The following is a 26809-nucleotide window of genomic DNA, read 5'->3' as shown; positions in this document are numbered from 1 at the left end:
GCGATGACCACCGACCCGACCAGCGAAGGCTTCCGCTCCATGAATGACGCGCACCGCGTACTCGTGCTGAATTCCGGCTCCTCGTCGGTGAAGTACCAGCTGCTGGACATGCGCGACCGATCGAGGCTGGCCACCGGCCTCGTCGAGCGGATCGGCGAGTCCTCCTCCCGGCTGGTGCACACACCGCTGAAGGGCGGGGAGCCCCGCGAGCGCACCGGCAGGATCGCCGACCACTCCCAGGCCCTGGAGGCCGCGGCCGACGAGCTGGCTGCCGACGGGCTGGGTCTGGACTCCCCCGAACTGGCGGCGATCGGCCACCGGGTGGTGCACGGCGGGCTGAAGTTCAGCCAGCCCACCGTGATCACCGACGAGGTGCTGAAGGAGATCGAGCGGCTCGTCCCCGTCGCCCCGCTGCACAACCCGGCGAACATCACCGGGATCCGTACGGCGCAGGCGCTGCGCCCGGACCTGCCTCAGGTCGCGGTCTTCGACACGGCGTTCCACACGACGATTCCGGAGTACGCGGCGCGGTACGCGATCGACGTCGAGACCGCCGACGCGCACCGGATCCGCCGCTACGGCTTCCACGGCACCTCGCACGCGTACGTCTCGCGCAGGACGGCCGAGCTGCTGGGCCGGCCGGTGTCCGACGTGAACGTGATCGTGCTCCACCTGGGCAACGGTGCCTCGGCCTCCGCGGTGGCGGGCGGCCGGTGCGTGGAGACGTCGATGGGACTGACCCCCTTGGAGGGGCTGGTCATGGGTACGCGTTCCGGGGACATCGATCCGGCCGTCACCTTCCACCTGAAGCGGGTGGCGGGGATGTCGGCGGACGAGATCGACGTCCTGCTGAACAAGAAGAGCGGCCTGGTCGGCCTCTGCGGCGACAACGACATGCGGGAGATCCGGCGCCGGGTGGACGAGGGCGACGAGCGCGCCACGCTCGCGTTCGACATCTACATCCACCGGCTGAAGAAGTACATCGGCGCCTATTCGGCCGTCCTCGGCCGGGTGGACGCCGTGGTGTTCACGGCGGGGGTCGGGGAGAACTCGGCCCCGGTGCGGGAGGCTGCGCTCGCGGGACTGGAGGGTTTCGGCCTGGCCGTGGACGCCGGCCGCAACGCCGTACGGTCCGGCGAACCGCGGCTGGTCTCGCCCGACGGCGCCCGGGTGGCGGTCGCCGTCGTGCCTACGGACGAGGAGCTGGAGATCGCCGGCCAGACCTTCGACCTGGTCCACAACTGAGCGGGGCCGCGCCCCTTTGTATCTTCCACCAGACGGAATATTCCGCAGTGAAACAAACCGATAGGATCCGCCTCATGCGCCGTTCCAAAATCGTCTGCACCCTCGGTCCCGCCGTCGACTCCCATGAGCAGCTCGTCGCTCTGATCGAGGCCGGCATGAGCGTGGCCCGTTTCAACTTCAGTCACGGATCCCACGAGGAGCACCAAGGCCGTTACGACCGCGTCCGCAAGGCCGCCGCCGAGTCCGGCCGTGCGGTCGGCGTGCTCGCCGACCTCCAGGGCCCCAAGATCCGCCTCGGGAAGTTCGCCGAGGGTCCTGTCGAGCTGGTCCGCGGGGACGAGTTCGTCATCACCTCGGAGGACGTCGCCGGCGACAAGTCCATCTGCAGCACCACCTACAAGGGGCTGCCGGGCGACGTCACCAAGGGTGACCCGATCCTGATCAACGACGGCAACGTCGAGCTGAAGGTCGTCTCGGTCGACGGCCCCCGGGTCACCACCATCGTCATCGAGGGCGGTGTCATCTCCGACCACAAGGGGATCAACCTCCCCGGGGCGGCGGTCAACGTCCCCGCACTGTCCGAGAAGGACGTCGAGGACCTGCGGTTCGCCCTGCGGATGGGCTGCGACCTGGTCGCACTGTCCTTCGTGCGGGACGCCGAGGACGTCAAGGACGTGCACAAGGTGATGGACGAGGAGGGCCGCCGGGTCCCCGTCATCGCCAAGGTCGAGAAGCCGCAGGCCGTCGAGCACATGGAGGGCGTCGTCGCCGCCTTCGACGGTGTGATGGTCGCCCGCGGTGACCTCGCCGTCGAGTATCCGCTCGAGAAGGTCCCGATGGTGCAGAAGCGCCTCATCGAGCTGTGCCGCCGCAACGCGAAGCCGGTGATCGTGGCGACCCAGATGATGGAGTCGATGATCACCAACTCGCGCCCGACCCGCGCCGAGGCCTCCGACGTCGCCAACGCGATCCTGGACGGCGCGGACGCGGTCATGCTGTCGGCGGAGTCCTCCGTCGGCGCGTACCCGATCGAGACGGTCAAGACGATGGCGAAGATCGTCGTCGCCGCCGAGGAGGAGCTCCTTTCCAAGGGTCTCCAGCCGCTGGTGCCGGGCAAGAAGCCCCGTACGCAGGGTGGTTCGGTGGCCCGCGCGGCCTGCGAGATCGCGGACTTCCTGGACGGCAAGGCGCTGGTGGCCTTCACCAAGTCCGGCGACACGGCCCGCCGTCTCTCCCGCTACCGCACGGCTCAGCCGATCCTGGCCTTCACCACGGAGGAGTCCACCCGCAGCCAGCTCGCGCTGAGCTGGGGCGTCGAGTCCTACGTCGTGCCGCACGTGGACAACACGGACGCCATGGTCGACCTGGTGGACGCGGAGCTGCTGAAGCTGAACCGCTACAACGACGGCGACACGATGGTCATCACCGCCGGCTCGCCTCCCGGCGTCCCCGGCACCACCAACATGGTCCGGGTGCACCACCTGGGCGGCGAGCACGCCTGACGCGCCGTACGGCACCGACGACCGTGGCCCGCACCCCCGTTCTCACGGAGGTGCGGGCCACGGCCTTTGTGCGGCTCCCGAACGGGTCCTGGGTCAGCTGTTGCCGCCGGTGAAGTAGTTCTGCAGTCCGGGGACCTTGAGCGAGCCGCCGAACTGGCCGGCCTGGGTCACCGTCGCGTTGGTGAAGAAGGCGAAGGGCACGTTCAGCGGCGGCGGGGTCTCCGGGCTGAAGGTGACGGGGATGAGGCCGAAGAGGTTGCCCTTCAGGCTCTCGGTGTACATGGTCACCTGGCCGTTGCGGATGGTGGAGGTGGAACCCTCCTCCGCCTTGACGTGGCCGGTGGTGCCGGCCGGACCCTTCGTCAACTGGTGCAGGTCCTTGATGTCGATGGTGTCGGCGGTGAACTTCAGCACCTTCTTGACGCTGCCGTTGTACGTCTTCACCTCGACGATGCCCGCGTAGTCGAGCCCGGTGAGCGTGAGCTTCGACGTCTCCAGCGTCCACGGGTCGTCCGGGAGCAGCGGGAGGCCTTCCTCCAGGTCGGCCGCGGCGAGCGCCTCGGGGTCGGCGGTCGGGCAGGGGAAGCGCTCCTTGGCGCCGTCCGGGATGTCCTCGTCCTTCACCGGGTCGAGGCCCTTGACGTCGTCGTCGAGCTCCTCGACGTCCTCGCCCGCCTTCTCGGCCGCGTCACGGATGGCGTCGGTGGTCTTGTCCACCGTGCCCTTCACCGCGTCCGTGGCCTTCTCGACGGGCTTCGTGGTGGCGCTCTCCGTCGGCTTCGGGGCCTCCGTGGTGGCGCTGGGGGACGGCTCGGCCGTCTCCTTGTCCGGTCCGTCGAAGAGGTCCTTGAGCGCGTCCCCGACACCCAGCGGGTCGAGGGGGTTCTTCGACTCCGTGGGCGTGGGCGTGGCCGAGGTGGCGGCCTTGTCCGCGGAGGTCTCCGCGGACTTCTCGTCCTCGGACGCGCTCGCACTCGCGGAGGGAGCCGGCGTCGCGGTCGCGTCGTCCTTGCCCGCGTCGTCCTTGCCGGTGTCGTCGTCCTTGCCGGTGTCGTCGTCCTTGCCTGCGTCGTCGTCCTTGCCGGCGTCGTCGGACGGCGAGGCGCTCGGGGTCGGCTCCGTCTCCGGTTCCTGCGACTCGGACGGCTCGTCGGAGCGGGTCACACAGGGCCCGGGGGCGAAGGGTATGTCCGAGTTGTCATCGGCCATGGCCAGCTTGGGGGTGAGCCCCATGCCCACGAAGACGGCCGTCGGCATCGCGGCGAGCGCGAACGCCTTCTTGCCTGCGGGCATGTGCAGCTTCGTCAGGAGTGACTTCCTGGGCGCCGCGTGGCGGGGCCCGCTCCGCTCCGGAAGGTCCTCCGGACCGAAGTCGTTCATCTGCCTGTCGTCACCCCGCACGATGCCTCCCACCGTCGGCCTCCGCCGCCGCCTTGAAGAGCATCGGCCTCCGCGGGGCCTCAGCCGTGCCGTGGGGCTCCTGACGGTGCTCAGGCGCCTCGGGGGCGTCACCCCTGGACATCTGCGCCTCGTGGGCCTCGGAGGCCGGGAGACTCTTCGCCTCGGCCGGGGCCCAGGCGATCGACAGCGCTCCGCCGAGAAGGGCGAACAGGAAGCCGATGATGAAGCCGCCTATGTTGGCGACCGGTATGGAGATCAGCGCGAGCAGGATCGCGGCGACGCCTGCGAACACCCGCACGATGTGGTGGAACCACATCGTGAATCCCAGCGTGATCAGCAGGATTCCGATGATCAGCGACCCCGCACCCGCGGTGGTGGACATCGCGATCGTCATGTTGCCGAGGTGCATGTTGGCGTACGGGAAGTACGCGATGGGTAGACCACCCAGGATGGTGAACAGGCCCGCCCAGAACGGCCGGTTACCCCGCCAGGTGCGGAATCCCCGCCGGTAGACGGTGAGGTGGTGCTCGTTCTGCCCTGTGGACTCGGGGCTCATGGAAAACAGCTCCCTGGAACCGGTACTGCTGTGAGAAGAGAAGGGGTGGGCAGCCGGAGGTCCTCACGGAACCCTCCGGCCGCCCCGGGCGAGTGCTAGAAGCACTCCTTGACGCCCTTGTGCAGCTTCAGGCTCAGGTTGCTGAGCTTGAAGGTGCCGGCGGTGGTTGCCCACGCCGTCTGCTCCACGTTGGACAGCGTGGCCTTCTCGGCCCGCTGCGCGAAGCCGTTCGGGTTGACGGCCTTCTCGGTGCCGGACTGGATACCGGGCTTACCCACCGAACCGGCGGCGACGCCGATGTCGATGTTCTCGAAGTACGCGTCCGCGTCGAGCTGGGCCACGTCGAGGTAAAGGTTCGTCGCCTCGACAGGCTTCTTCGGGTCGGTACCCGCGTTCAGCTGCAGGCTGACGCTTCCGAGACCGAACGGGAGGTCAGGCGTGACCACCGACTGGCACATGTTGGTGATCGTGGCCTTGCTGAAGCCCGACACGGCCACCGGGTGCGCCGCGTCGTTACCCTTCATGTCCTTGCCGACAGCGACGCTGCCGTACTGGACGAAGTTCTCGCCGACGAGCTTGTCGGTGCTGACCTTGAAGCTCTGGCCGGAGACGCTGAAGGACGCCGCCAGCGCACCCTGCGCCAGGCCGACGCCGACCGCTGCGGTCGCGACGACGCTCGGCACCATGACCAGAGCGAAACGCTTCCATCTGGTACCACCGCGAACCTGCGAACTCATAAATTTCCTCCTTCTCGGACGTACATCTCCGGTACGGGCATGGTGCCCGCCCTGGGATGGGAGAAGTGCTACGTCCTCGGGAAGGAGAGCGCCCGGACCGGAGGCGCGTACCGCATCCGAATCACCGGCGATCACCCCCGAGCGACAACCACTGGCCGCGCGTCTGCGCAACCGGTTCGGACAGGCCCTGCCCAGGGGCAGGAACCCCCCTGTCCGCGATCGGCGCCACTGCCGCCGACCACCCGGTGGGGACCCAAAAGACCCTCCTGCGCGACTGGCCGTCGGGCTGGGGGGTATTGGACCGAGCGTGGCCGATCGTGGTGCATTCGCGGCCTGGATACAAGGGGGGTCGTTACTGACTAGTAACGACCCGATAACCAGTACACGACAGGGCGGTACCGCCCGGCCACACAGGGTGGCACCGGGGTGCCGGGCGAACAGCGGGATTACGACCCGAAACCGGACAGACCGATGGAGGCGATTTACTGCGAGTAACAGTGCGTACTTTTATCAAGTTTTGGTAAAGCGCGTGTGTCCGTTGTCGTTCACCCGCGAAAACGGCCGTGGTGCCCGGAGGGCACCACGGCCGTGTTGTCACATCAGAACAAGACGCGCGCCAGCGCTGTCCGCGCGGCGGTGACCCGGGGGTCGTCGGGGCCGATCACCTCGAAGAGCTCCAGGAGCCGCACCCGTACGGCGTCGCGGTCGTCGCCGAAATTGCGGCGGACCGTCTCGACGAGGCGGCCGAAGGCGTCCTCGACGTGCCCGCCCACGAGGTCCAGGTCCGCCGCGGCCATCTGCGCCGCCGGCTGGGCCGGGTTCTCCGCGGCCTCCTTGCGGACCTGCTGCGGATCCATGCCCGCGACGCGGCCCAGCAGTTCGGCCTGGGCGAGGCCCAGCTTCGCCTCGGTGTTGACCGGGTCGTCGGCCAGGACGCTCCTGTAGGCCCGGACCGCGCCGTCGAAGTCATTGGCGTCCAGCGCCTGCGCGGCGGCTTCCAGCTGCGCGTCGTACGGCCCCGCGGGCACCTCTGCGGGGGCGCCCTCCTCGTCGCCCGCTGCGGCGTCCGGGTCGACGGCGATCCCGGTGAGACCGAACCGCTCCTCGCCGACCTGGATCAGCTGGTCCAGCGTCTGGCGGATCTGGCTCTCGGGGGCCGCACCCTGGAAGAGCGGGAGGGCCTGTCCGGCCACCACGGCGAAGACCGCCGGGATGCCCTGGATCCCGAACTGCTGCATCAGCATCTGGTTGGCGTCGACATCGACCTTGGCCAGCACGAAGCGGCCGTTGTACTCGACGGCGAGGCGCTCCAGGAGCGGGCCGAGCTGCTTGCACGGCTCGCACCACTCGGCCCAGAAATCGATGACGACGGGGACTTCGGTGGAGCGCTGGAGGACGTCGGTCTCGAAACCCGCCTCGTCGACGTCGATCACCAGGGAGGCGGGGGTCACGGCGCCGCCGCCCCCCTGCCGGGCGGACTCCGCGCGGGCCTGCTCCGCCTTCGCCTTGGCGTCGCCGGCCGCCTTCACAGCGGCGAGGTCGACGACGCCGCTCATGGACATGTTCCTAGGCTGCATACGTACATCCTCCCCCCTGCGCGCACTGTTCCGGAAAGCGATCCGCGAACCGGTTCCGTCCACAGCCGCGCCGGAGTGCGCGACGGGCGGACGGAAACGGTCCCGGGGCCCTGAAAAACCCCGTGTTCGGCGCCGGGTCCCCACCCGGTGCCTGTGGCTGTCGATCGGTCGTGGCGTCACGACGGACGGACCGTCGCTTCTTACGCTACGGGTCGTAGCGTAACTGGCAGGACCCCCTCCGGGGCAAGAGCGCCCGGTGATCTGTCTCACGGGCTCCCGGGCCGGTCAGTACTACTTACCGGCCGGTATGGTCGCCGCATGCTGAGCCGCAGCCCAACCGGACCCACCCGTTCCGGACGACCCCGCAGCCCCGAAGCCGATGCCGCGATCCTCGAGGCGACCCGTGCGTCGCTGGTCGACCTCGGCTGGTCGAAGCTGACGATGGGCGACGTGGCGACGCGGGCGGGGGTCGCCAAGACGACTCTCTACCGCCGCTGGGCCGGCAAGAACGAGCTGGTGGTGGACGCGGTCGCCGTCCTCTTCGACGAACTGGAGCTGCCCGATCTCGGCAGCCTCGCGGCCGACGTGGAGGCGGTGGTCCTCCAGTTCGCGGCCCTGCTGGAACGTCCGGAGACCAAGACGGCGCTGATGGCGGTGGTCGCCGAGTCGACGCGGGACGAGGCGCTGCGGGACCGTATACGCGATTCGATCGTGACCCGCCAGAAGCACCTCGTCCTCCAGGGACGGGAGCGTGCGCAGCGGCGCGGTGAACTGCCCGTCGAGCCGGACGCGGTGGTGGCGGCCCGCACCGCCGACCTGATCTTCGACGTGATCGCCGGCGCCGTGGTGCACCGCGCGCTGGTGAGCGCCGAGCCCGTCGACACCGACTGGGCCCAGCGCTTCACCCTGCTGCTGCTCTCGGGACTGGGAGCGGCGGCCTCGCAGGAGGACTGACCGCTCGTCAGAAGCCCGGCGGCTCCGTGTAGACGCCCCACTCGTCGCGCAGCACCCCACAGATCTCGCCGAGGGTCGCCTCCGCCCGTACGGCCTCCAGCATCGGCGCGATCATGTTCGAGCCGTCGCGCGCGGCGGCCAGCATCGCGTCCAGCGCGCCACGGACCTTCGCCTCCTCGCGGCCTTCCTTGCGCCCGGCGAGCTCGCGCACCTGCTCGCGTTCGACCTCGTGGCTGACGCGCAGGATCTCCAGGTCACCGGTGACGGACCCGTGGTGGACGTTGACGCCGACGACCCGCTTCTCGCCCTTCTCCAGCGACTGCTGGTAGCGGAAGGCGGATTCGGCGGTCTCGCCGGTGAACCAGCCGTCCTCGATGCCGCGCAGGATTCCGGAGGTCATCGGTCCGATGGGGTGCTTGCCGTCGGGGTGCGCCCGGGTGCCGCGCTCCCTGATCTGCTCGAAGATCTTCTCGGCGTCGGCCTCGATGCGGTCGGTGAGCTGCTCGACGTACCACGAACCGCCCAGCGGGTCGGCGACATTGGCGACCCCGGTCTCCTCCATGAGCACCTGCTGGGTGCGCAGCGCGATCTCGGCGGCCTGCTCGGAGGGCAGGGCGAGCGTCTCGTCCAGGGCGTTGGTGTGCAGGGAGTTGGTGCCGCCCAGGACGGCGGACAGCGCCTCCACGGCGGTGCGTACGACGTTGTTGTACGGCTGCTGGGCGGTGAGCGAGACACCCGCGGTCTGGGTGTGGAAGCGGAGCCACTGCGCCTTGTCGGTCTTCGCGCCGTACGTCTCCTTCATCCAGCGGGCCCAGATCCGGCGGGCGGCGCGGAACTTGGCGATCTCCTCGAAGAAGTCGAGGTGCGCGTCGAAGAAGAAGGAGAGCCCGGGAGCGAAGGTGTCGACGTCCAGGCCCCGGGAGAGACCGAGCTCCACGTAGCCGAAGCCGTCGGCGAGGGTGTACGCGAGCTCCTGTGCGGCCGTGGCCCCGGCCTCGCGGATGTGGTAGCCGGAGACCGACAGCGGCTTGTAGTCGGGGATGTCGCGGGCGCAGTGCTCCATCAGGTCGCCGATGAGGCGCAGGTGGGGCTCCGGCTGGAAGAGCCACTCCTTCTGCGCGATGTACTCCTTGAAGATGTCGGTCTGGAGCGTGCCGTTGAGCACGCCCGGGTCGACGCCCTGGCGCTCCGCGGCGACCAGGTACATGCAGAAGACGGGGACGGCGGGTCCGCTGATCGTCATGGAGGTGGTGACGTCACCGAGCGGGATGTCCCGGAACAGGACCTCCATGTCGGCGGCGGAGTCGATGGCGACACCGCAGTGGCCGACCTCGCCGAGTGCGCGCGGATCGTCGGAGTCGCGGCCCATCAGGGTGGGCATGTCGAAGGCGACACTGAGTCCGCCGCCGCCGTTGGCCAGGATGGTCTTGTACCGCTCGTTGGTCTGCTCGGCGTTGCCGAAGCCGGCGAACTGGCGGATGGTCCAGGTACGGCCCCGGTAGCCGGTGGCGTGGAGCCCCCGGGTGAAGGGGTACTCGCCGGGCCAGCCGATCCGCTCGAAGCCTTCGTACGTGTCGCCGGGGCGCGGCCCGTACACCGGCTCCACCGGGTCACCGGAGAGCGTGGTGAAGTCCGCGTCGCGCTTGCGGGCCTTGTCGTAACGGGCCTGCCAGCGGCGGCGGCCTTCCTCGATCGCATGAGCGTCCATGGAGACAAATTTACTAGGACGTCCTAGTAAATGTCGACGGCAAACCGCCCGGCGCTTCGCGCGGGGCGGTTCGGGTGGTGCGGATCAGGCCTTGACGGCCTGCGGGGAGCTGTCGGCGATCAGCGGTTCGACCTCCCGGACCACCTTGCGCTCGACGAAGAACGCGGCGGTCGGGATCGTCCCGGAGATCAGCACCCAGAGCAGCTTGCCGACCGGCCACTTCGCCTTGGAACCGAGGTCGAAGGCGAAGATCAGGTAGATGATGTAGAGGACACCGTGGACCTGCGAGACGACGAGCGTCAGACCCTCACCGGTGTCGAAGCCGTACTTGAAGATCATGCAGACACACAGGATCAACAGCATCACGGCGGTGACGTAGGCCATCACCCGGTAGCGGGTCAGCACACTGCGTTTCATGGCATCGAGCGTAACCGGACGGCCGGGGCGATCTTGCGGCGCCCTGCCCCTCGCGAGGCCACCCCCGGGCGGTGCGGCTACTTGTCCTCGAAGTCCTGTGCGGCCACCCGCAGCGGGCGCAGCATGGCGAAGATCTCGGCGCACTCCTCGTCGTCGTACGCCCCGAGCCCGAAGTCCATCGCCATCAGGTCCTGGCTGGCCGCCTCGACGACCTCGCGGCCCTTGTCCGTGATGGAGGCGAGGGTTCCGCGGCCGTCGTTGGGGTTGGGGCGCTTGTCGACCAGCCCCGAGCGCACCAGCCTGTCGACGGTGTTCGTCACGGAGGTGGGGTGCACCATCAGGCGCTCGCCGATCTTGGACATCGGCAGCTCGCCGGCCTGGGAGAAGGTGAGCAGGACGAGCGCCTCGTAGCGGGCGAACGTCAGCCCGTACGGTTTCACCACCGCGTCCACCTCGGCGAGCAGGATCTGCTGCGCACGCATGATCGACGTGATCGCGCCCATGGAGGGCACCGGCCCCCAGCGCCGGTGCCAGAGTTCCTCGGCACGGGCGATGGGATCGAAGGGGAGGCTGAGCGGCTTCGGCACGGCCACGACCTTACCCACTGGTCACATGGCGGTCAGCACCGTCTCGCACTTCGGTACCGGACGCGTGTTCTACGCACCTCGACGACCAGCAGGAGTGTGCAGACGGTACCGACCGCACCCGAGTACGCGACCACCCGGTGCACCGGGAAGAACTCCGCCGCCAGCCCCGCGAGGGTCATGCCGAGCCCCTGGAACGTCATCAGCCCGGCAGTGAGGAGCGTCATCGCCCGGCCCCGCAGATGCTCGGGGACCGCCTCCACGAACCACTGGTCGAGCCCGATGATGTACGACGCCCCGGCCCCGGTCAGCACGAGGACCGCCACGGTCAGGGCGGCGCCCGGGCGGAACGCGTACACCACGAGGGGCAGCAGCCCCAGCGCGGCGGCCGGCAGCACGATCCGGGTGCGGGAGCGGGGGCCGAGCGCGGTCGCCACATACAGCTCGGCGCCGATGTGGCCGACGGCCATCGCGCACATCAGCAGTCCGACGACGGCCGGACCGGCGCCGATCCCGGCCGCGTACGGAGCGGCGAGGGCCTCCGGGGCGACCACGAAGAAGGCCGGCACCCAGAAGAGCAGGAGCAGCCCCCGGATCTCACGGTCGCCGAGGACGGCGCGGGCCCCGGCGAGCGACTCCCTGAGCAGCGTGCCGCCGGCGCCCCCTCCCGTGCGGGCGGGCCGGTCCCGGGTGCCGAGGCGCAGCAGCGCAGCCGAGCAGAGGAACGTCACCACGGTGACGGTGATCGCCCCGCGCGGGGAGAGCGCGGTGAGCAGCAGCCCGCCCGCCCCGAAGCCGACGAGCACGGCGCTCTGCGAGACCAGACGCAGCAGTGAGCGGCCGAGGACGTAGAGGTCGCCCTCCCCGAGGATGTCGGTGAGGGCCGCCGTCCGTGTCCCGGTGAAGACGGGCGCGATCGCGGCCACCAGGCAGCGCAGCGCGAGAAGCCCTGCGACGGGTGTGCCGGGGAGCACCATCACGGCGACGCAGCCGGCGCAGACCAGGTCGCAGGTGACGAGGACGCGGCGGGCGGGGTACCGGTCGGCGACCCCCGCGAAGAGCGTGCCGCCGACGATGTACGGCAGGAAGCCGAGCGCGAAGGTGAGGGCGGACAGAAGGGGCGAGCCCGTGAGGTCGTAGACCAGCACGGTGAGCGCCAGCTCGCTGACGATCACGCCGAGGAGGGAGAACAGATGGGCTGCGAAGACCACCCGGAACTCCCGTACGGCGAAGACCGCGCGGTATCCCCCGGCAGCGGTGCCGGGATCTGCCTCCGGAGCGCGGCCCGGGTCGGGTGAGGAGGCGCGCTCCGGGGGCAGGGCCGGGGACAGCGCCTTCTCGGCGGGCTCTTCGCGGGGTGCACCCGCCGGGGTGGTGGTGTCGCTCGACATGGAGGCAGCTTGAGCGAACGGTCCGGCCTCTCCCTAGACTTTCGGCTCACGCCGAAAGTCCGAGCGGGAGCATCCATGCCGTTCCATCTGTACTTCGACGAGAGCGATCTGCTCCGCTGCCGCTTCGCGCTCTCCCCGCTCTGGGAGACGCAGGAGGCCGTGCGCCTGCTCCGCCGCCCCGGACGGCACGGCTACCACCTGCCCTGGCTCCGGCGGGTCAGGAAGGACGCCGCCGGGCTGGACCTCACGCCGCTGTGGCTGCTGATGCCGGACGGCGGCTACAACCCGGACTTCATCTGCCCGCCGCCGCTCGGGCCGCTCGCCACCTTCGCCGAGGAGATCGCGACCGTACGCGCGATGGATCCGGCGGCCGCCCGCGACGACATGGCGCACGCGCTCGCCGACACCCCGGGCGGCCTGCGCTCCCCCGCCGGGCAGCGGATGCTGGCCGACCCGGCACGGGCGGTCCGGGAGCTGGCGGACCTGCTGGAGCGGGCGTGGGAGCTGATGGTCGAGCCGCACTGGCCCCGGCTGCGCGCCCTGCTGGAGGCGGACATCGCCTACCACTCGCGGCGCCTCGCCGAGGTCGGTTTCGAGCGGCTGCTCGGCGAGGTCAGTCCGCGGCTGCAATGGGCCGACTCGACGCTGACCGTGGTCGGCACCGTCGGGAACCACAGCCGGGTCCTGGGCGGGCAGGGGCTCGTCCTGGTGCCCAGCGTCTTCACCTGGCCGGATGTGGTCGGCGGCTTCGAGCCCCCCTGGCAGCCCGCGGTGGTCTACCCCGCGCGTGGCATCGGCGGGCTGTGGACGGAGTCCGCGGGCCGGACGCCGGACGCGCTCGCCCGGCTGCTGGGGCGGGGCCGCGCCGACGTGCTGTGCGCCCTCGGTGAACCGGCCGGGACGAGCGCGCTGGCGAACCGGCTCTCGCTCGCCCCGTCCTCCGTGTCCGCGCATCTGTCGGCGCTGCGCGCGGCGGGTCTGCTCACCTCGCGGCGCTACGGCCACCAGGTGCTGTACGAGCGCACCCCGCTGGGCATCGCGCTGGCGGCGCAGGAGCCGTAGGTCCGGTGTCCGGGCAGGCGGGTCAGCTCCCCGCGGCGGGGTTCCCCGCGGCAGTGGCGAGCGCGGGCTCCGTCTCCTGGCCCGGAGCGGGCACGCGGGACCGGTGCCGTGCGCCGCCTCCGTACCCGCGCTCCCGCAGCATCGTGAAGGACCGGACCGCGAGCGGCGCGAGGGCGATCAGCAGCGCGAGCACCGCCCAGCCGCGGGCCGCCGTGTGGACGGTGGCCGCCAGGCAGCTCAGCACTCCGAGCAGCCCGGCGACGGTGGCCACGGGATGGTGGACGAGGAGCAGCGTGTAGCCGATGAGCCGGCCGGGCGGCACCCGGAACAGCGCCTTCCCGTACTGCCGCAGCAGCTCCGCCCGGGACCGGTGCGGCCACCGGCCGTGGCGGTCCGAAGGGGTGACGTGCCCCTCGCGGGAGGCCGGCACGTCCGGGGTGTGGACGGAGCGCCAGTACTGCCCGGTCCCCGGGTTGCGGCGCCGGTGGATCTCGAAACCCGTCGTCGTGTCCTCGGTGCCGGAGCCGTGGAAGCCGCCGGCCTGGCGCAGTGCCGCGATGCGTACGACGCTTCCGGGGCCGGCGAGCACGGGCGCGCCGTAACGGTTGCCCGCCCGCTGCACCAGCGCGTGGAAGTCGTGGTCCCCGGCGAGCCACGGGCCGACGACGAACGCGGTGTCCGGGTCACGGAAGTAGCCCGTCGTCCGCTCCAGGAAGCCGGGCAGCGGGACGTGACCGGTGTCCACGGAGGCGAGGAGGTCGTACGCGTCACCGTGCTTGGCGATCCAGGCGTTGCGGTTGCCGTGCTCGGTGCCGGCCTGGTGCGGCCCCTCCTCCTGGTTCCACTCGGGCACGCCGAGGCGGGTGAAGTGGTGCACGCCCAGCTCGGCGCAGAGCATCCTGGCTTCCGGGTCGTCGCCCTCGTCGAGCAGCCAGACGTCCAGCGGCCCGGGGTGCCGCATCCGTGCCGCACCCTCCAGGTTGGCGCGCACCGCGGAGAGGGGCTCCCTGCCCGGTACGTACGTGGCGAGGAAGGCGACCCGGGTGCCGGGTTCGGGCGTCACCGGTACCGGGTCCCTGGCCACCGTCACGGCGTGCAGGGCCAGGGCGAGGCCGACCGGTGCGAACACGGCGACCAGGCCGAGCGTTGCCACGGTCACGGAGTCGGCGAGACCGAGCCACGCCTGGCCGTTCCCGCGCACGGCCCGGTGCGCGGGCAGGACCAGGAAGAGCAGCACGAGCCCTGCGGACACGGGGGCGAGCGTCAGCGGGAGGACCGCTCGTATTCGGTGCCACCCGGTGCGGAGGAGGCCGCGGTACCGCACCCGGTACCCGGTCGCGGGCCGTTCCGCGAGAGGCCCCGCAGGCAGACCGCGGCTGCCGCCCCGGTCGTGGTCACGTCTTTCCGACGGCATCGCGCCTCCAACGGTCGAATTTGCCGGTGTCCCCACAGAAGGGGAGAACCTGCGGGGCGGCGACCCGGCAGGTCCGAGTGAGCGGATTTCTTCGCCCGAACGGAACGAGCCCCCGGCGCCGGAAGGCATCGGGGGCTCGTCGTGCGCGTGCGGCCGGTGCGCGGACGGGGCGTCAGCCCGCCAGGTGCCGCTCCACCGTCTCGACCTTGGAGGTCAGACCGTCGGTGACGCCCGGCCGGATGTCGGCCTTCAGCACGAGGGAGACGCGGCCCGCACGTGCCTCGACGGCGGCCACGGCGCGCTTCACGACGTCCATGACCTCGTCCCACTCGCCCTCGATGGAGGTGAACATCGCGTCCGTGCGGTTGGGCAGCCCGGACTCCCGGACGACACGGACGGCGTCGGCGACGTACTCACCGACGTCCTCGCCGACGCCCAGGGGCGTGACGGAGAAGGCGACGATCATGCGCTGACCGTCCCCTCGGCGCGGGCGCGGGCGGCGATGACACCGTCGGCCTCGTACTTCTTGAGCAGCTTCTCGCCGTAGAGCCCGCCGAAGGGCAGCACGGCGAGGAGGAAGAACAGGGCGACACGCTTGAACGGCCACTTGGCCTTGGCCCACACGTCCAGCAGGAACACCAGGTAGATCGTGAAGAGGATGCCGTGCAGCATGCCGAGCGGCATCATCAGGAAGTCGATGTCCGAGACCCGGCTGAGCACCGAGCCGAAAAGGATCAGCGCCGGGAAGGACAGCGCCTCGGGAAGCGAGATGAGGCGCAGCCGGTGCAGGGCGGAAGCGGTCTTGATGTCCACGAGGGCACCTTCGGTGGGTGGGAGGGGCGTGTCAGCTTGTGAAAGCAGGCACAAGCACATCCATTGTGGCATCGTTCCCGGCCCCTCCAGGCAGGGGGTCCGCGTCCGGGCCCCGTGGCACGTATCCGCGCATATCAGGGTCGTATCGGGGTCGGGATCGGCCGCCGGGCCCTGTCCGGCCGGGCTCTCCTGCGGCTAACGTCGCACTGTGGCGATGTTCCGACTCCAAGGCAGCAAGACGCTCGCCGTCGACCTGACAGGCGATGCCGTCAAGGCGAAGAACGGCTCGATGGTCGCGTACGACGGCCAGATGGCGTTCAAGAAGATGTCGGGCGGCGGTGAGGGCCTCCGCGGCATGGTGACCCGCCGGCTGACCGGCGAGCAGATGGTCATGATGGAGGTGAGGGGGCAGGGCACCTGCTATTTCGCCGACCGGGCGAGCGAGATCAACCTCGTCTCGCTGCACGGCGAGACGCTGTACGTCGAGGCGAGCAATCTGCTGGCCACCGACGCCGGGCTGCGCACCGGCACCACCTTCACGGGGCTCCGGGGCGGGGCGAGCGGCAACGGCCTGTTCACCACGACCGTCGAGGGCACCGGCCAGGCGGCGATCATGTCGGACGGCTCCGCCGTGGTGCTGCGGGTGACACCCCAGTACCCGCTGAACGTCGACCCCGGCGCCTACATCGCCCACCAGGGCAGGCTCCAGCAGCACTTCCAGTCCGGGGTCAACTTCCGGACGCTCATGGGCGAGGGCTCCGGCGAGTCCTTCCAGATCCGCTTCGAGGGCGACGGCCTCGTCTACGTGCAGCCCAGCGAGCGGAACACCGTCGGAGGCGAGGTCTGATGCCGTTCCGTGAGATCAACTCGAAGATGGTCGAGGCCGTGGTGGGTCCCGGCCGGACGCTGTACAGCCAGCGCGGCGCGATGCTCGCGTACCGGGGCGACGTCTCGTTCACCCCGGACATCCAGGGCGGTCAGGGCGGCCTGGGGTCGATGATCGGCCGGCGGGTGGCGAACGAGGCGACCCCGCTGATGACCGTCGAGGGCAACGGCACGGTGATGTTCGGCCACGGCGGCCACCACATCCAGGTGATCGACCTCGCCGGCGACACCCTGTACGTGGAGGCCGACCGGCTGCTCGCCTTCGACGGGACGCTCCGGCAGGGCACCATGTTCATGGGCTCCCAGGGCGGTGTGATGGGCATGGTGCGCGGCCAGGTGACCGGGCAGGGCCTCTTCACGACGACGCTCAAGGGGCACGGCGCGGTCGCCGTGATGGCGCACGGCGGCGTGATCGAGCTTCCGATCACGCCGGGGAGGCCGGTCCATGTGGACCCGCAGGCCTATGTCGCCCACCACGGGGACGTGACCAACAAGCTGTCCACCGCGCTCGGCTGGCGCGACATGGTGGGACGGGGTTCCGGTGAGGCGTTCCAGCTGGAGCTCAGCGGCAACGGAGCGGTGTACGTCCAGGCGTCGGAGGAGAAGCTGTGAGCACGCCGGTGATTTTCGACCCGATGACGCTGCCGTCGGACGACAACGTCAACGCGTACACCTTCTGCGTGGAGCTCAAGGGGAGCCAGTGGTTCCTGCAGAAGGGCAAGATGATCGCCTACTACGGGCAGATCGACTTCAACGGCATCGGGCACGGCCGCTTCGAGCGGCTGATCCGCACGAGCTTCCACTCCCCGCTGCACGCGAGCGACTGGGTGGTGGCCGAGGGCAGCGGCAAGATGCTGCTCGCCGACCGGGCCTTCGACGTGAACTCCTTCGACCTGGAGAACGGCAACCTGACGATCCGGTCCGGCAATCTGCTGGCCTACCAGCCGACGCTGGCGCTGAAGCAGTCGATCGTGCCGGGCTTCCTGACCCTGATCGGGACGGGGAAGTTCGTCGCCGCGTCCAACGGCCCGGTGGTCTTCATGGAGCCGCCGCTCCGGGTGGATCCGCAGGCGCTGGTGGGGTGGGCGGACTGCCCCTCGCCGTGCCACCACTACGACCACGGCTACATGACGGGCCTGATGGGCGGCCTGCGCTCGCTGACCGGGATCGGCGGCACCTCCGGCGAGGAGCACCAGTTCGAGTTCGTCGGGGCGGGCACGGTGCTGCTCCAGTCGTCCGAGGCCCTGATGCCGGAGCAGGCGACCGGCGTCGTCCCGCACGAGCCGGGTGTGCCGGGCGGCGGCGGTCAACACGGCTCCACACCTCGCATGCCCGGTCAGCTGGGGGACCTCCAGCGTCGCTTCGGGCTGTGAACGGTAGTCTGCGGAGTGTGACGCCCGTCAGTGCGTGCGAGGAGTCACACTCCCAGACTTCGTCCGGCTTTCAACATCTTAGGTAGAATCCATACATGGAGACCGAGACGGCCACCCGCTGGCTGACCGATGCGGAGCAGTGCGCCTGGCGCACCCACCTGGACGTCAGCAGGCTGCTGACGCATCAGCTGGAGAAGGACCTCCAGCCGTTCGGCCTGACCATGAACGACTACGAGATCCTGGTCAACCTCTCGGAGTCGGAGGACCAGCGTCTGCGGATGAGCGATCTCGCCGCCGCCACGCTGCAGTCCAAGAGCAGGCTCTCGCACCAGATCACCCGCATGGAGAACGCCGGCCTGGTCCGGCGCGAACACTGCGAGTCGGACCGGCGCGGACTGTTCGCGGTCCTCACCGACCTGGGCGGCGAGACGATGCGGAAGGTCGCGCCGCACCATGTCGAATCGGTGCGGCGGCACTTCATGGACCTGCTCTCCCCCGAGGAGCTCTCCGCACTGCACGCGGCGCTGACCCCGATCGCGGAGCACCTGCGCGGACGGCGCGGCAAGCCGTAGCGCGACCGGCCCTCAGCCGCCGCCGGCCGCTTCCGCCCCAGGCCGCCCCGGCAGCCGCAGGATGAACCGCGCGCCGCCGCCCGCCCCTTCGCCCACCGTGAGTGTGCCTCCGTGCCGGGAGGCCACATCACGGGCGATGGCCAGGCCGAGCCCGGCCCCGCCGTCGTCGCGGCTGCGGGCGTCGTCCAGGCGTACGAAACGCTCGAAGATCCGGTCCCGTTCGGCCTCGGGCACGCCCGCTCCGTCGTCCGTGACTTCGACGAGCACGTCGCCCCGTTCCGCCCGCACCGAGACGGCGACCGAACGCTCCGCGTGGCGCTCGGCGTTGTCCAGCAGATTGCCGACGACCCGGGCCAACTGGCCGCGTGAACCGCCGACTTCGAGCTGCTCGGCGTCCGCCACGGAAACCTCCGGCGCGATCCGGTCCGCCGCACGCTGGGAGACCTCCTCGCGGACCAGCGCGCCCAGGTCGACCGCCGTGCGCCCCGGGCGCTCCCCCGCGTCCAGCCGGGCGAGCAGCAGCAGGTCGGCGGCCAGCACCTGCAGCCGTACGGTGTCGGCGACGGCGCCGGGCACGTCCAGCAGCTCCGGGTGGGCCTCGCCCACCTCCAGCTGGGTGCGGAGCGAGGCGATCGGGCTGCGCAGCTCGTGCGAGGCGTCGGCGACGAAGCGCCGCTGCCGGTCGACCGAGGCCTCCAGCACGGTGAGGGTCTCGTTGGTCGTACGGGCCAGCCGCGCGATCTCGTCCCGGGAGTCCGGCTCGGGTACGCGGCGCCCGAGATCCTCGGAGGCGGTGATCGCGGCCAGCTCCCGCCGGATGCCCTCCACCGGGCGAAGGGCCCGCCGGGTGACCAGCCAGGTCACCCCGGCGACGACGAGCAGCATGACCGGAAGCCCGGTCAGCATGGAGTTGCGTACGGTGTTCACGGCCTCCTGCTCGGCCGCGAGCGGGGCGCCCGCGTGGACGGTCAGGGTGACGTCCTCCTCCGTGGTCACCTCGACGGAGGCGAAGCGGTAGTCCGCAGTCTCCCCGTCGACCGTGGCGGTGCCGTTCGTGAAGTCCGGAGGGTCGGAGGAGACCTCACTGCGGGGCGGGTCGGTCCCGTCGCCGTCATCGTCGTCATCGTCGTCGCCGGGACTGGGGACCGGCGCCGGGGAGACCGGTACGACCTGTGCCGTGCCCGTCCCCGAGATCGCCTCCAGGTCCTTGGAGACGGCCACCACGCGCCCCTCCTCGTCGGTCACCTGGACGGGGTTGCTGTCCTCGTCGCCCGCCTCCAGCTCCGCGTACGCCCTGCCCAGCGCCAGCTCCCCCGCCACCTCCCGCGCGGTCACCTCGGCCTCCAGGCCGGCCCGGTCCGTCAGGTTGCCGCGCAGCACCAGCAGCACGGCCAGCCCCGCGACGGTCAGCGCGACGGCGACGACGAGGGTGGCGCCCAGGGCGGCCCTGGCCCGTACGGACCTCACAGCGCCTCCAGCCGGTAGCCCGCGCCCCGTACGGTGCGGATCGACGCGGCGCCGAGCTTGCGGCGGAGGGTGCTGATGTAGACCTCGACGATGTTCGGGTCGCCGTCGTAGGCGAAGTCCCAGACGTGCTCCAGGATGTCCGCCTTGCTCACCACCTCGCCCGCCCGCAGCACGAGCTGCTCCAGGACGGCGAACTCCTTGGCGGTGAGGGTGACTTCCTCCTCGCCCCGGTGGACGCGGCGGGCGGCGGTGTCCATCCGCAGCGTGCCGGCGGTCAGCACGGGCGAGGCGGAGCCACCGCGGCGGCGCAGCAGCGCCCGGACCCGCGCGACGAGCACGACGTACGAGAACGGCTTGGTCAGATAGTCGTCGGCGCCGGTGTCGAGGCCCTCCGCCTCGTCGTACTCCCCGTCCTTCGCGGTCAGCATCAGGATCGGCATCTCGTGCCCCGCGGCACGCAGGGCGGCGCAGATCCGGTAGCCGTTCATCCCGGGCAGCATGATGTCGAGGACCACGAGGTCGTGGACACCCTGGCCCGCCAGGTGCAGGCCCTCCAGGCCGTCGTGCACGACGTCGACGGCGAAGCCCTCGGCGGTGAGTCCCCTCGCGAGGGACGTCGCGAGACGCTTCTCGTCCTCCACGATCAACAGGCGCATGGGGACAGCTTCGCAAACCGAACCTGAAGAGGCCTTCAGGTGGCTTCAGGCTGCGTTCAGCATCGCCGGGCCAGTGTGGTTCCCGTCGAACAGCACAGCAGACCCCATCGGGGAGGAACCCACCATGAAGCGCAAGATCGCCATCGCCACCCTCACCGCGGCCGTACTGGTCGGTGGCGGGCTCGCCACGACCGCCGCGTTCGCGGACTCCGACAGCAGTGGCAAGGACGACCGGACGGTCACGGCGGACCGGGCGGCGGACGGCACCGGCGAGCAGCGGACCGGACGCACCACCGTCGACGAGGCCGCCGGCGCCGCGCTGAAGGCCGTCCCCGGCACGGTCACCGAGGCCGAGCTGGACGATGACGACGACAGCGGCCGTACGGTCTGGGAGCTCGACGTGTACGGCTCCGACAAGGTCTGGCACGACGTGACCGTGGACGACCGCAACAGCAAGGTGCTGTCCGACCGCGAGGACGACGACGACGACCGCGACCGGCACGCGCCCCGCTCGGCGGCCGTGTCCCTGGACGCCGCGGTGAAGGCGGCGCTCGGCGCGCAGCCCGGCACGGTGACGTCGGTGGACCTGGACGACGATGACGACGATGACGACGGCAAGCGCGGTGCGCTGCGCTGGGACGTCGACGTCGCGGGCAAGGACGGCAAGCAGCACGAGCTGCACGTCGATGCCAAGAGCGGCAAGGTCACCGTGGACCAGGACGACGATGACGACAACGACGACGCCGGTGACGACGGCGACGACGACTGATCCGTCCCCCGGGTCACGGTCCTGTCCGGCTCCGCCTCAGGGCGCGAAGCCGGAGAGGACCGTGCCGTCGTCGGGTGAGGAGAGGAACAGGGCCTCGTCCACGGCGATCAGGGCGGGCGTGGCCCCGCGGACGGGCGGCGAGAAGATCTTGCCCGGGCCGGGAGGATTCTCGCCGTCGGCGTCGAGTTCGTAGGAGTCCACCGTGGTGTCCGCGTGGACGAATGCGCTGGAGCCCACGATGGAGACGTCCCCGGCCGCTTCGTCGAGCAGCGTGTCGACGTAGTGCCACCGTTCCTCACCGTCGCTCAGCCGGATGGCCCGCACCTGGCCGGGCGTCGAGACCACCACCGTGCCGTCCTTCGCCACGGCCGGCTTCATCGCGCCCTCCACGCCCTCGGCCAGGACGCGACGGCGGCCGGGGTCGGACAGGTCCGTCACCGTGAGGCTGTCCCCGGCGACACAGATCAGCTCGCCGTCCTTGAGCACAGGATGACCGCACCCGGCCTTCTCCTCTCCGTCACCCGGCAGGCGTTCACCCGTCCCGGCGTCGAAGACCCGGACGTCGCTGCCCACGGCCACCAGCCGGCCGTCACCGGCGAGGAGCGTGAACTCGAACTCGTCGTAGTCCACCGCCCACTTCTGGGCCTTCTTCTCGCCGGTGATCTGCTGGGCCACCAGGGTGCCGGCCGATCCGCCCTTCACCCGGGCGACGTAGTGAACGACCCCGTTCGCGTACACGGCGCCCGTCCCCAGCCGGCCGTCCGGCAGGGGGCACCGCCACACCCGCTTGCCGTCGGTGAGGCGCAGCCCGACCAACTCGTCCCGCACGAAGGCGTAGACCGTGCCGTCCTCCACCGCGGCGATGGACCGGCCGTCCGTACCGGCGCCGGCCCCCCGCTCGTCCGGGACGTTCCATCGCTCGGCGCCGGTCGCGGCGTCCAAAGCTGTGACGCCCTGCTCACCGGAGCAGACGAGGGTGTCGGCCGACAGCACACAGCCGTACTCGCCCGTGCCCTCCTCGGACTTCCAGGGCTTCCAGCCGGCCGGCCGCGCGGCGAGCGTCCCGTCGCGGGACCCGAAGTCGTCGGTACGGCCGGCGTCCGCCCCGGGCACGACCGCGGGCCCGGAGGGGGACGCCGGCACGGACGCCGTGGCCGACGCACCGGGCCGCCCTGCGGCCGGACCGCCGCCGTCGTCGCCGTCGCCGTCGAGCAGGCCGGGCAGGTACACGGCCCCCAGAACAGCGCAGACCACAGCGATCGCGGCCGTCGCCACCAGCGGCCCCCGCCGCCGGGTGGGCGCGGGTGGCGCGGGTGGCTCCTGCGGTGGTGCGGACGGCCTCGGCGGGGCCACCCGCACCGACGCCGCGCAGCGCGAGGCCTGTTCGGTGTGGGCGGCGAACTGCTCCCGGAGCGCGTCGTGCCACGGAAAGGGGCCGGGCACACCTCCCGGGAGGAGCATCTCGGCGAGTTCGTGCGGGGTGGGCCGGTCCTCGGGGCGGGTGGAGAGGCAGTGTTCGACCACCGCACGCAACCCGGCCGGTACGCGGTCGAGTGCGGGCTCACCGTGTGCGATCCGGAAGATGACCGCGGCCATGTCCGGGTCGTCGAACGGGCCGCGTCCGCACGCGCTGAAGGCCAGGACCGCTCCGAGGCAGAACACGTCCGAGGCCGGTACCAGCGCACGCGAGCCGTTGACGTGTTCGGGCGAGATGTAGCCGGGGCTGCCGACCACCACCCCGGTCCGGGTCAGCTGGGTGGCCTCGAATGCCTGGGCGATCCCGAAGTCGATCACCTTGGGCCCGTCGGCACCCAGCAGGACGTTCCCCGGCTTGAGGTCCCGGTGCAACACCCGCACGGCGTGCATGTCGGCGAGTGCCAGGGCGAGGCGCGAACCGGCGGCCCGCACCACGGCCTCGGGCAGCGGGCCGGTGCGGCTGACCGCCTCGGCGAGCGACGGGCCCGGGACGTACTCCGTGGCGAGCCAGGGTGTCGGGCCGGTGGCGTCCCCCGCGACGAGGGCTGCGGAGTGGGGACTGCGTACCGCACCGGCCGCCGCGATCTCGCGGCGGAAGCGGATCCGGAATCCGTCGTCGAGGTCGAGTCCCGGGAGCACGGTCTTGAGCGCCACGAGCCCGGCGAGCGGTGCGCCGGGGACCGGCGTGGCGCTGTCCTCGCGCGCGAGGTACACCTCGCCCATGCCGCCCGCGCCGAGCAGTCCGAGGAGCCGGTAGGGACCGATGCGGGTGCGGCTCCCGGGAGGCAGGGGTCCGATCATGACGCGTCCGGGCCGGGTATCGCGACGGAGACGGCGAAGCCGTGGCGGTAGACGATGTGCACGACCCTGCCCACCGGGAAGATCTCCGGGGGCGTGTTCTCCTTGCCCAGCGCGATGCCGTAGTCGGGGTCGTACGGGTCTTCGATCTCGGGGACCGGTACGTCCTCGATGGGGGTCCGCCTCAGGGGCCCCGGGCCACCCCCGTCACCGAGCGCGACGCTGTGGAGCGCGTCGGTGTCCGCCCAGACGAGCGTGCCGTCGACGAGTGCCGGGGCGGAGGCCGGGTTCTCCTCGCGGGCCTCCGCGTCCTCGCCCAGGCCGTAGCGGCCCAGGACCTTGCCGTCGGCCCGCCCGACCAGGACGATCTCCGGTTCCTCGGTGTCCGCTGCCGCGTCCTCGCCCGCCGGCGCCGACGCGCCCGTCCGGTAGACCGTCACCTGGTCGGTCTCCGCCACCACGGACGCGTACGCGCCCACTCCGGCGGGCGGCTCTTCCTGGCCGGTGCCGTCCTGGGTCTCCGGGCAGTGGACGACGAAGTCGGGCGGCGTCTCCTCGGGGCAGCCGGTGTCCCGCTTCGCACCGTCCTTCGTGCCGAACGCCTGCAGGCCCTTCTCGTTGCTGACGTACAGCACCCCGTCCTGGGCGCCCAGCGGCCAGAAATCGCCGCGCTCGGCCTGGGCCAGGTCCTGCCCGACGAGCGGCTTCCGCCACTTCTCCGTGCCGTCCCGCACGTCGAAGGCGGCGATCTCGGATCCGTCGGGCAGGTCGCCGATGTCCGCGAAGACCATCCCGTCCGCCACCCGCGGTGAGCTCCACGCCATGTGGGCTCAGCCGGCCCGGGCCTCCCAGCGGGACGTGCCGGTCTTCGCGTCGACCGCGAGCAGGCGGTTACCGGTGGCGAAGTACGCCGAGCCCGCGTCCACCACGGGGCGGGTGGAGCCTCCCGGCATGAAGAACTGCCCGGTGGGGCTGATCCGGGCGCCCCCGGCCCCCTGCTCCTCGACGGCCGCGTACGTCCAGAGGCTCTTGCCGTCGGACGCGGAGAGCGCCTCGTACGATCCGTCCGCGATACGGCAGACCACCGCGTCCTGGCCGGCCGCGCAGCCGAGCGGGGTGCCGGAGAAGGTTGCGTGCCACGCCCTCCAGCCGACGGGACCGGAGGGCGTGGGGCTGCTGCCGCCCTCGGCCTCACCGCCACCGCCGCCGTCCCGCAGGGCGAGCAGACCTCCCGTGGCCGCCCCCGCCAGGAGGACCGCGGCCAGGACCCCACCGAGGCGGCGACGGCGGCGTGCGGGACGGGCCGGGGTCGTGCCGGACGGCAGGCCGGGGCCCTGGGTGGGCAGTTGGTCCACCGGCGTCGTACCACGTTCCCGGTCCGGCAACGGGTCGGCGGGCGTCCGGCTGCCTACGGCCTCCGTCGGGGTGTAGCCCGGCAGCAGCGTGCCGCCCGGTGCCCGGACGGAGGCCAGCTCGCGCTCGTACTCGGCGATGTGGGCCGCCACCGGGCCGGGCCACCCCACCGAGCCTTCCGGGGCCAGCCGGGCGGCGAGTTCCGCGGGAGCGGGGCGGGCGGAGGGGTCGGCCACCAAGCAGTCCCGGAGCACCGCGCGCAGGGCCACGGGCACTCCGTCGAGGTCCGCCTCGACGTACTTGACCCGGTACAGCACCGCGGCCACCGGACCGTCGCCGAACGGGTCGCGGCCCGTCGCCGCGAAGCAGAGGACGGACGCGAGGCAGAAGACGTCGGAGGCGGGGACCACGCGTCCGCTGCCCGCGACGTGCTCCGGGGACATGAAGGCGGGGCTGCCGATCATGCGGCTGGTGGTCGTGAGCGGGGTGGCGTCCGCGCCGCGGGCGATCCCGAAGTCGATCAGGCGCGGCCCGTCGGCGGCGAGCAGGACGTTGCCGGGCTTCACGTCCCGGTGCACGACGCCGGCCCCGTGGACGGTGTCCAGGGCCCGGGCGAGCTCCGCCCCGAGCATCCGGACCTCTTCCTCGTCCAGCGCACCCGACCGGCGCACCGCGGCCGACAGGGTCGGGCCCGCGACGTAGCCCGTGGCCAGCCAGGGCACGTCCGCGTCGGCGTCACCGTCCAGCACGGGGGCCAGGGCGGGGCCGGTCACCGACCTGGCGACCTCGATCTCGCGGCGGAAGCGCTGCCTGAATCCGGGGTCCTGGGCCACGTCGCGCCGGACCGTCTTGACGGCGACCGGAGCGACGTCGTCGCTGGAGCCCTCGCGCAGCCCGAGGAAGACCTCTCCCATGCCGCCCGCGCCGAGCCTCGCCAGCACGGCGTACGGCCCTATGCGTCTCGGTGAGTCCTCGCGCAGCGGCCCCAGCATGCGTCCCCCCGAGGTGCATGACCGGAACGCGCACCGCACGCGCCCCGTGCGCGGCATCTTTTCACGCCCTGTCAGGTGGGCGCTGCCCTTCGGATCGGCGGGCCCGGCTCCCGGGCGGCCCGCACGCCGCCCGGGAGCCGTCAGTTCCCGCCGGTGAGCCCCGCGACCAACTCGTCCGCCGCCGCGTACGGGTCGAGGCCTCCGGCCACGATCCGTTCCGCGAGGGCGTCCAGCCGGCGGTCGCCGTGCAGATCGGCGATCCGCTCGCGGAGCGCGGTGACCGCGATCGTCTCGACCTCACGGGCCGCACGCGCGGTGCGCCGCTCGGCCAGGACGCCGTGCTCCTCCATCCACGCCCGGTGCTTCTCGAGCGCCTCGACCACCTCGTCGAGCCCTTCGCCCCGGGCGGCGACCGTCTTCACGATCGGCGGCCGCCAGTCGCCGGGCCCCCGGGACTCGCCCAGGCCCAGCATGTGGTTGAGCTCGCGGGCGGTGGCGTCCGCGCCGTCCCGGTCGGCCTTGTTGACCACGTACACGTCGCCGATCTCCAGGATCCCGGCCTTCGCCGCCTGGATGCCGTCGCCCATGCCCGGGGCGAGGAGGACGACGGAGGTGTCGGCCTGGGAGGCGATCTCCACCTCCGACTGGCCCACCCCCACCGTCTCCACGAGGATCACGTCGCAGCCGGCCGCGTCCAGCACCCGGATCGCCTGGGGCGCCGACCAGGCGAGGCCGCCCAGGTGCCCCCGGGTGGCCATCGAGCGGATGTAGACGCCGGGGTCGGAGGCGTGCTCCGACATCCGGACCCGGTCACCGAGGAGCGCGCCCCCGGAGAACGGCGACGAGGGGTCGACGGCCAGGACGCCGACCCGTTTACCGGCCTTCCGGTAGGCGGAGACCAGCGCCGAGGTCGAGGTGGACTTGCCGACACCCGGCGATCCGGTCAGGCCGACGACGTAGGCGTGGCCGGCCAGCGGTGCCAGGGCGGCCATCACCTCACGCAGCTGCGGCGAGGCACCCTCCACCAGGGAGATGAGCCGGGCCACCGCACGCGGCCTGCCCTCACGTGCCTGCTCGACCAGGGTGGGGACGTCCACCTTCACACTC

General features: G+C 71.5%; 25 protein-coding genes and 1 pseudogene. 9 read left to right on the top strand and 17 right to left on the bottom strand.

The annotated features are described in order from the left end of the window. The first annotated feature begins 3 nt into the window (after positions 1-3). Both OG379_RS26655 and pyk read left to right on the top strand, forming a co-directional pair. A complete protein-coding gene (locus OG379_RS26655) occupies positions 4-1245 on the top strand; it encodes an acetate kinase (RefSeq protein WP_405665541.1) in 1242 nt (413 codons plus the stop codon). A 74-nt stretch (positions 1246-1319) separates the two neighbouring features. Then, a complete protein-coding gene (gene pyk, locus OG379_RS26650; RefSeq protein WP_405665540.1) occupies positions 1320-2747 on the top strand; it encodes a pyruvate kinase in 1428 nt (475 codons plus the stop codon). A gap of 93 nt (positions 2748-2840) precedes the next feature. Here the strand turns inward: pyk and OG379_RS26645 are convergent, their stop codons facing one another. From OG379_RS26645 to OG379_RS26630, 4 genes are all read right to left on the bottom strand, one after another. Next, positions 2841-4148, bottom strand: coding sequence for a hypothetical protein (locus OG379_RS26645; protein ID WP_405665539.1), 1308 nt, complete (start codon positions 4146-4148; stop codon positions 2841-2843). Next, positions 4138-4704, bottom strand: coding sequence for a DUF6114 domain-containing protein (locus tag OG379_RS26640; protein ID WP_405665538.1), 567 nt, complete (start codon positions 4702-4704; stop codon positions 4138-4140). Before OG379_RS26640 ends, OG379_RS26645 begins: the two co-directional genes overlap by 11 nt. 95 nt (positions 4705-4799) lie before the next feature. Then, positions 4800-5441: a DUF6230 family protein gene (locus OG379_RS26635; RefSeq protein WP_393760960.1), complete on the bottom strand. Its 642-nt coding sequence runs from the start codon at positions 5439-5441 to the stop codon at positions 4800-4802. Between the two features lie 599 nt (positions 5442-6040). Then, the gene (locus OG379_RS26630) at positions 6041-7018 is read right to left on the bottom strand and encodes a tetratricopeptide repeat protein (protein WP_405665536.1); all 978 of its coding nucleotides are present in this window, start codon (positions 7016-7018) and stop codon (positions 6041-6043) included. Between the two features lie 318 nt (positions 7019-7336). On the opposite strand from OG379_RS26630, the gene OG379_RS26625 reads away from it, so the two are divergent. Next, complete coding sequence (locus tag OG379_RS26625; protein WP_405665535.1) at positions 7337-7972, top strand: TetR/AcrR family transcriptional regulator; 636 nt, start codon at positions 7337-7339, stop codon at positions 7970-7972. A 7-nt stretch (positions 7973-7979) separates the two neighbouring features. On the opposite strand, the gene OG379_RS26620 is transcribed toward OG379_RS26625, so the two are convergent. The 4 genes and pseudogenes from OG379_RS26620 to OG379_RS26605 all read right to left on the bottom strand — a co-directional run bounded on the left by OG379_RS26620 (position 7980) and on the right by OG379_RS26605 (position 12072). Continuing rightward, positions 7980-9680 carry a methylmalonyl-CoA mutase gene (locus tag OG379_RS26620; RefSeq protein WP_393760954.1) on the bottom strand — a complete coding sequence of 567 codons (1701 nt, stop codon included), beginning with the start codon at positions 9678-9680 and terminating at the stop codon, positions 7980-7982. A gap of 84 nt (positions 9681-9764) precedes the next feature. Then, the gene (locus OG379_RS26615; protein WP_393760952.1) at positions 9765-10097 is read right to left on the bottom strand and encodes a DUF3817 domain-containing protein; all 333 of its coding nucleotides are present in this window, start codon (positions 10095-10097) and stop codon (positions 9765-9767) included. A gap of 77 nt (positions 10098-10174) precedes the next feature. Further along, positions 10175-10684, bottom strand: a complete 510-nt coding sequence (locus OG379_RS26610) for a MarR family transcriptional regulator (RefSeq protein WP_356711533.1) — start codon at positions 10682-10684, stop codon at positions 10175-10177. A gap of 10 nt (positions 10685-10694) precedes the next feature. Beyond that, positions 10695-12072 (bottom strand): annotated as a pseudogene (locus tag OG379_RS26605) (MFS transporter). 75 nt (positions 12073-12147) lie between these two features. Between OG379_RS26605 and OG379_RS26600 the strand changes: the two are divergent. Next, a complete protein-coding gene (locus tag OG379_RS26600; protein ID WP_405665534.1) occupies positions 12148-13134 on the top strand; it encodes a DUF5937 family protein in 987 nt (328 codons plus the stop codon). A 22-nt stretch (positions 13135-13156) separates the two neighbouring features. On the opposite strand, the gene OG379_RS26595 is transcribed toward OG379_RS26600, so the two are convergent. The 3 genes from OG379_RS26595 to OG379_RS26585 form a co-directional block, all read right to left on the bottom strand. Then, entirely contained in the window at positions 13157-14386 is a 1230-nt protein-coding gene (locus tag OG379_RS26595) for a glycosyl transferase (RefSeq protein ID WP_405665533.1), read from the bottom strand. A 334-nt stretch (positions 14387-14720) separates the two neighbouring features. Then, positions 14721-15014, bottom strand: coding sequence for an MTH1187 family thiamine-binding protein (locus tag OG379_RS26590; protein ID WP_362931612.1), 294 nt, complete (start codon positions 15012-15014; stop codon positions 14721-14723). Next, positions 15011-15361 (bottom strand): DUF3817 domain-containing protein, encoded by a 351-nt coding sequence (locus OG379_RS26585; RefSeq protein ID WP_099174426.1) that lies wholly within the window; start codon positions 15359-15361, stop codon positions 15011-15013. The genes OG379_RS26590 and OG379_RS26585 overlap by 4 nt, the downstream gene beginning before the upstream one ends. Positions 15362-15575: 214 nt before the next feature. Between OG379_RS26585 and OG379_RS26580 the strand changes: the two genes are divergently transcribed. The 4 genes from OG379_RS26580 (at position 15576) to OG379_RS26565 (ending at position 18191) form a co-directional block, all read left to right on the top strand. Continuing rightward, on the top strand, positions 15576-16208 hold the full coding sequence (locus tag OG379_RS26580) for an AIM24 family protein (RefSeq protein WP_393761206.1): 633 nt from the start codon (positions 15576-15578) through the stop codon (positions 16206-16208). Further along, complete coding sequence (locus OG379_RS26575) at positions 16208-16858, top strand: AIM24 family protein (RefSeq protein WP_393760942.1); 651 nt, start codon at positions 16208-16210, stop codon at positions 16856-16858. Before OG379_RS26580 ends, OG379_RS26575 begins: the two co-directional genes overlap by 1 nt. After that, positions 16855-17619: an AIM24 family protein gene (locus OG379_RS26570; protein WP_405665532.1), complete on the top strand. Its 765-nt coding sequence runs from the start codon at positions 16855-16857 to the stop codon at positions 17617-17619. The genes OG379_RS26575 and OG379_RS26570 overlap by 4 nt, the downstream gene beginning before the upstream one ends. Before the next feature lie 95 nt (positions 17620-17714). After that, positions 17715-18191, top strand: coding sequence for a MarR family winged helix-turn-helix transcriptional regulator (locus OG379_RS26565; RefSeq protein ID WP_104789183.1), 477 nt, complete (start codon positions 17715-17717; stop codon positions 18189-18191). 12 nt (positions 18192-18203) lie between these two features. Here OG379_RS26565 and OG379_RS26560 read toward each other — a convergent pair whose 3' ends face one another. Both OG379_RS26560 and OG379_RS26555 read right to left on the bottom strand, forming a co-directional pair. After that, positions 18204-19658 carry an ATP-binding protein gene (locus OG379_RS26560; protein ID WP_405665531.1) on the bottom strand — a complete coding sequence of 485 codons (1455 nt, stop codon included), beginning with the start codon at positions 19656-19658 and terminating at the stop codon, positions 18204-18206. After that, positions 19655-20314, bottom strand: coding sequence for a response regulator transcription factor (locus OG379_RS26555; protein WP_405665530.1), 660 nt, complete (start codon positions 20312-20314; stop codon positions 19655-19657). The genes OG379_RS26560 and OG379_RS26555 overlap by 4 nt, the downstream gene beginning before the upstream one ends. 124 nt (positions 20315-20438) lie before the next feature. Between OG379_RS26555 and OG379_RS26550 the strand changes: the two genes are divergently transcribed. Continuing rightward, positions 20439-21083 (top strand): PepSY domain-containing protein, encoded by a 645-nt coding sequence (locus tag OG379_RS26550; RefSeq protein ID WP_405665529.1) that lies wholly within the window; start codon positions 20439-20441, stop codon positions 21081-21083. A gap of 36 nt (positions 21084-21119) precedes the next feature. Here the strand turns inward: OG379_RS26550 and OG379_RS26545 are convergent, their stop codons facing one another. The 4 genes from OG379_RS26545 to meaB all read right to left on the bottom strand — a co-directional run bounded on the left by OG379_RS26545 (position 21120) and on the right by meaB (position 26805). Next, the gene (locus OG379_RS26545; protein ID WP_405665528.1) at positions 21120-23360 is read right to left on the bottom strand and encodes a protein kinase domain-containing protein; all 2241 of its coding nucleotides are present in this window, start codon (positions 23358-23360) and stop codon (positions 21120-21122) included. Continuing rightward, entirely contained in the window at positions 23357-24181 is an 825-nt protein-coding gene (locus OG379_RS26540) for a hypothetical protein (RefSeq protein ID WP_405665527.1), read from the bottom strand. The genes OG379_RS26545 and OG379_RS26540 overlap by 4 nt, the downstream gene beginning before the upstream one ends. 6 nt (positions 24182-24187) lie before the next feature. Further along, positions 24188-25702 (bottom strand): protein kinase domain-containing protein, encoded by a 1515-nt coding sequence (locus OG379_RS26535; RefSeq protein ID WP_405665526.1) that lies wholly within the window; start codon positions 25700-25702, stop codon positions 24188-24190. Positions 25703-25842: 140 nt separating this feature from the next. Next, the gene (gene meaB / locus OG379_RS26530; protein ID WP_362936533.1) at positions 25843-26805 is read right to left on the bottom strand and encodes a methylmalonyl Co-A mutase-associated GTPase MeaB; all 963 of its coding nucleotides are present in this window, start codon (positions 26803-26805) and stop codon (positions 25843-25845) included. Positions 26806-26809 lie beyond the last annotated feature (4 nt).

The organism is Streptomyces sp. NBC_01166, from assembly GCF_045039765.1.
Classification (GTDB): Bacteria; Actinomycetota; Actinomycetes; order Streptomycetales; family Streptomycetaceae; genus Streptomyces.
Note: the sequence above shows the minus strand (reverse complement) of the source record. Positions and strands in the feature narration are given on the sequence as shown.

What these genes read in the sequence shown, in the direction of transcription:
- OG379_RS26600 (WP_405665534.1), top strand. Translation starts at nt 12,148, where the DNA reads ATGCCGTTCCATCTGTACTTCGACGAGAGCGATCTGCTCCGCTGCCGC.
- OG379_RS26550 (WP_405665529.1), top strand. Translation starts at nt 20,439, where the DNA reads ATGAAGCGCAAGATCGCCATCGCCACCCTCACCGCGGCCGTACTGGTC.
- OG379_RS26655 (WP_405665541.1), top strand. Translation starts at nt 4, where the DNA reads ATGACCACCGACCCGACCAGCGAAGGCTTCCGCTCCATGAATGACGCG.
- OG379_RS26640 (WP_405665538.1), bottom strand. Translation starts at nt 4,704, where the DNA reads ATGAGCCCCGAGTCCACAGGGCAGAACGAGCACCACCTCACCGTCTAC.
- OG379_RS26590 (WP_362931612.1), bottom strand. Translation starts at nt 15,014, where the DNA reads ATGATCGTCGCCTTCTCCGTCACGCCCCTGGGCGTCGGCGAGGACGTC.
- OG379_RS26545 (WP_405665528.1), bottom strand. Translation starts at nt 23,360, where the DNA reads ATGATCGGACCCCTGCCTCCCGGGAGCCGCACCCGCATCGGTCCCTAC.
- OG379_RS26635 (WP_393760960.1), bottom strand. Translation starts at nt 5,441, where the DNA reads ATGAGTTCGCAGGTTCGCGGTGGTACCAGATGGAAGCGTTTCGCTCTG.
- OG379_RS26575 (WP_393760942.1), top strand. Translation starts at nt 16,208, where the DNA reads ATGCCGTTCCGTGAGATCAACTCGAAGATGGTCGAGGCCGTGGTGGGT.
- OG379_RS26540 (WP_405665527.1), bottom strand. Translation starts at nt 24,181, where the DNA reads ATGGCGTGGAGCTCACCGCGGGTGGCGGACGGGATGGTCTTCGCGGAC.
- OG379_RS26565 (WP_104789183.1), top strand. Translation starts at nt 17,715, where the DNA reads ATGGAGACCGAGACGGCCACCCGCTGGCTGACCGATGCGGAGCAGTGC.
- OG379_RS26615 (WP_393760952.1), bottom strand. Translation starts at nt 10,097, where the DNA reads ATGAAACGCAGTGTGCTGACCCGCTACCGGGTGATGGCCTACGTCACC.
- OG379_RS26620 (WP_393760954.1), bottom strand. Translation starts at nt 9,680, where the DNA reads ATGGACGCTCATGCGATCGAGGAAGGCCGCCGCCGCTGGCAGGCCCGT.
- pyk (WP_405665540.1), top strand. Translation starts at nt 1,320, where the DNA reads ATGCGCCGTTCCAAAATCGTCTGCACCCTCGGTCCCGCCGTCGACTCC.
- OG379_RS26580 (WP_393761206.1), top strand. Translation starts at nt 15,576, where the DNA reads ATGTTCCGACTCCAAGGCAGCAAGACGCTCGCCGTCGACCTGACAGGC.
- OG379_RS26535 (WP_405665526.1), bottom strand. Translation starts at nt 25,702, where the DNA reads ATGCTGGGGCCGCTGCGCGAGGACTCACCGAGACGCATAGGGCCGTAC.
- OG379_RS26555 (WP_405665530.1), bottom strand. Translation starts at nt 20,314, where the DNA reads ATGCGCCTGTTGATCGTGGAGGACGAGAAGCGTCTCGCGACGTCCCTC.
- OG379_RS26630 (WP_405665536.1), bottom strand. Translation starts at nt 7,018, where the DNA reads ATGCAGCCTAGGAACATGTCCATGAGCGGCGTCGTCGACCTCGCCGCT.
- OG379_RS26625 (WP_405665535.1), top strand. Translation starts at nt 7,337, where the DNA reads ATGCTGAGCCGCAGCCCAACCGGACCCACCCGTTCCGGACGACCCCGC.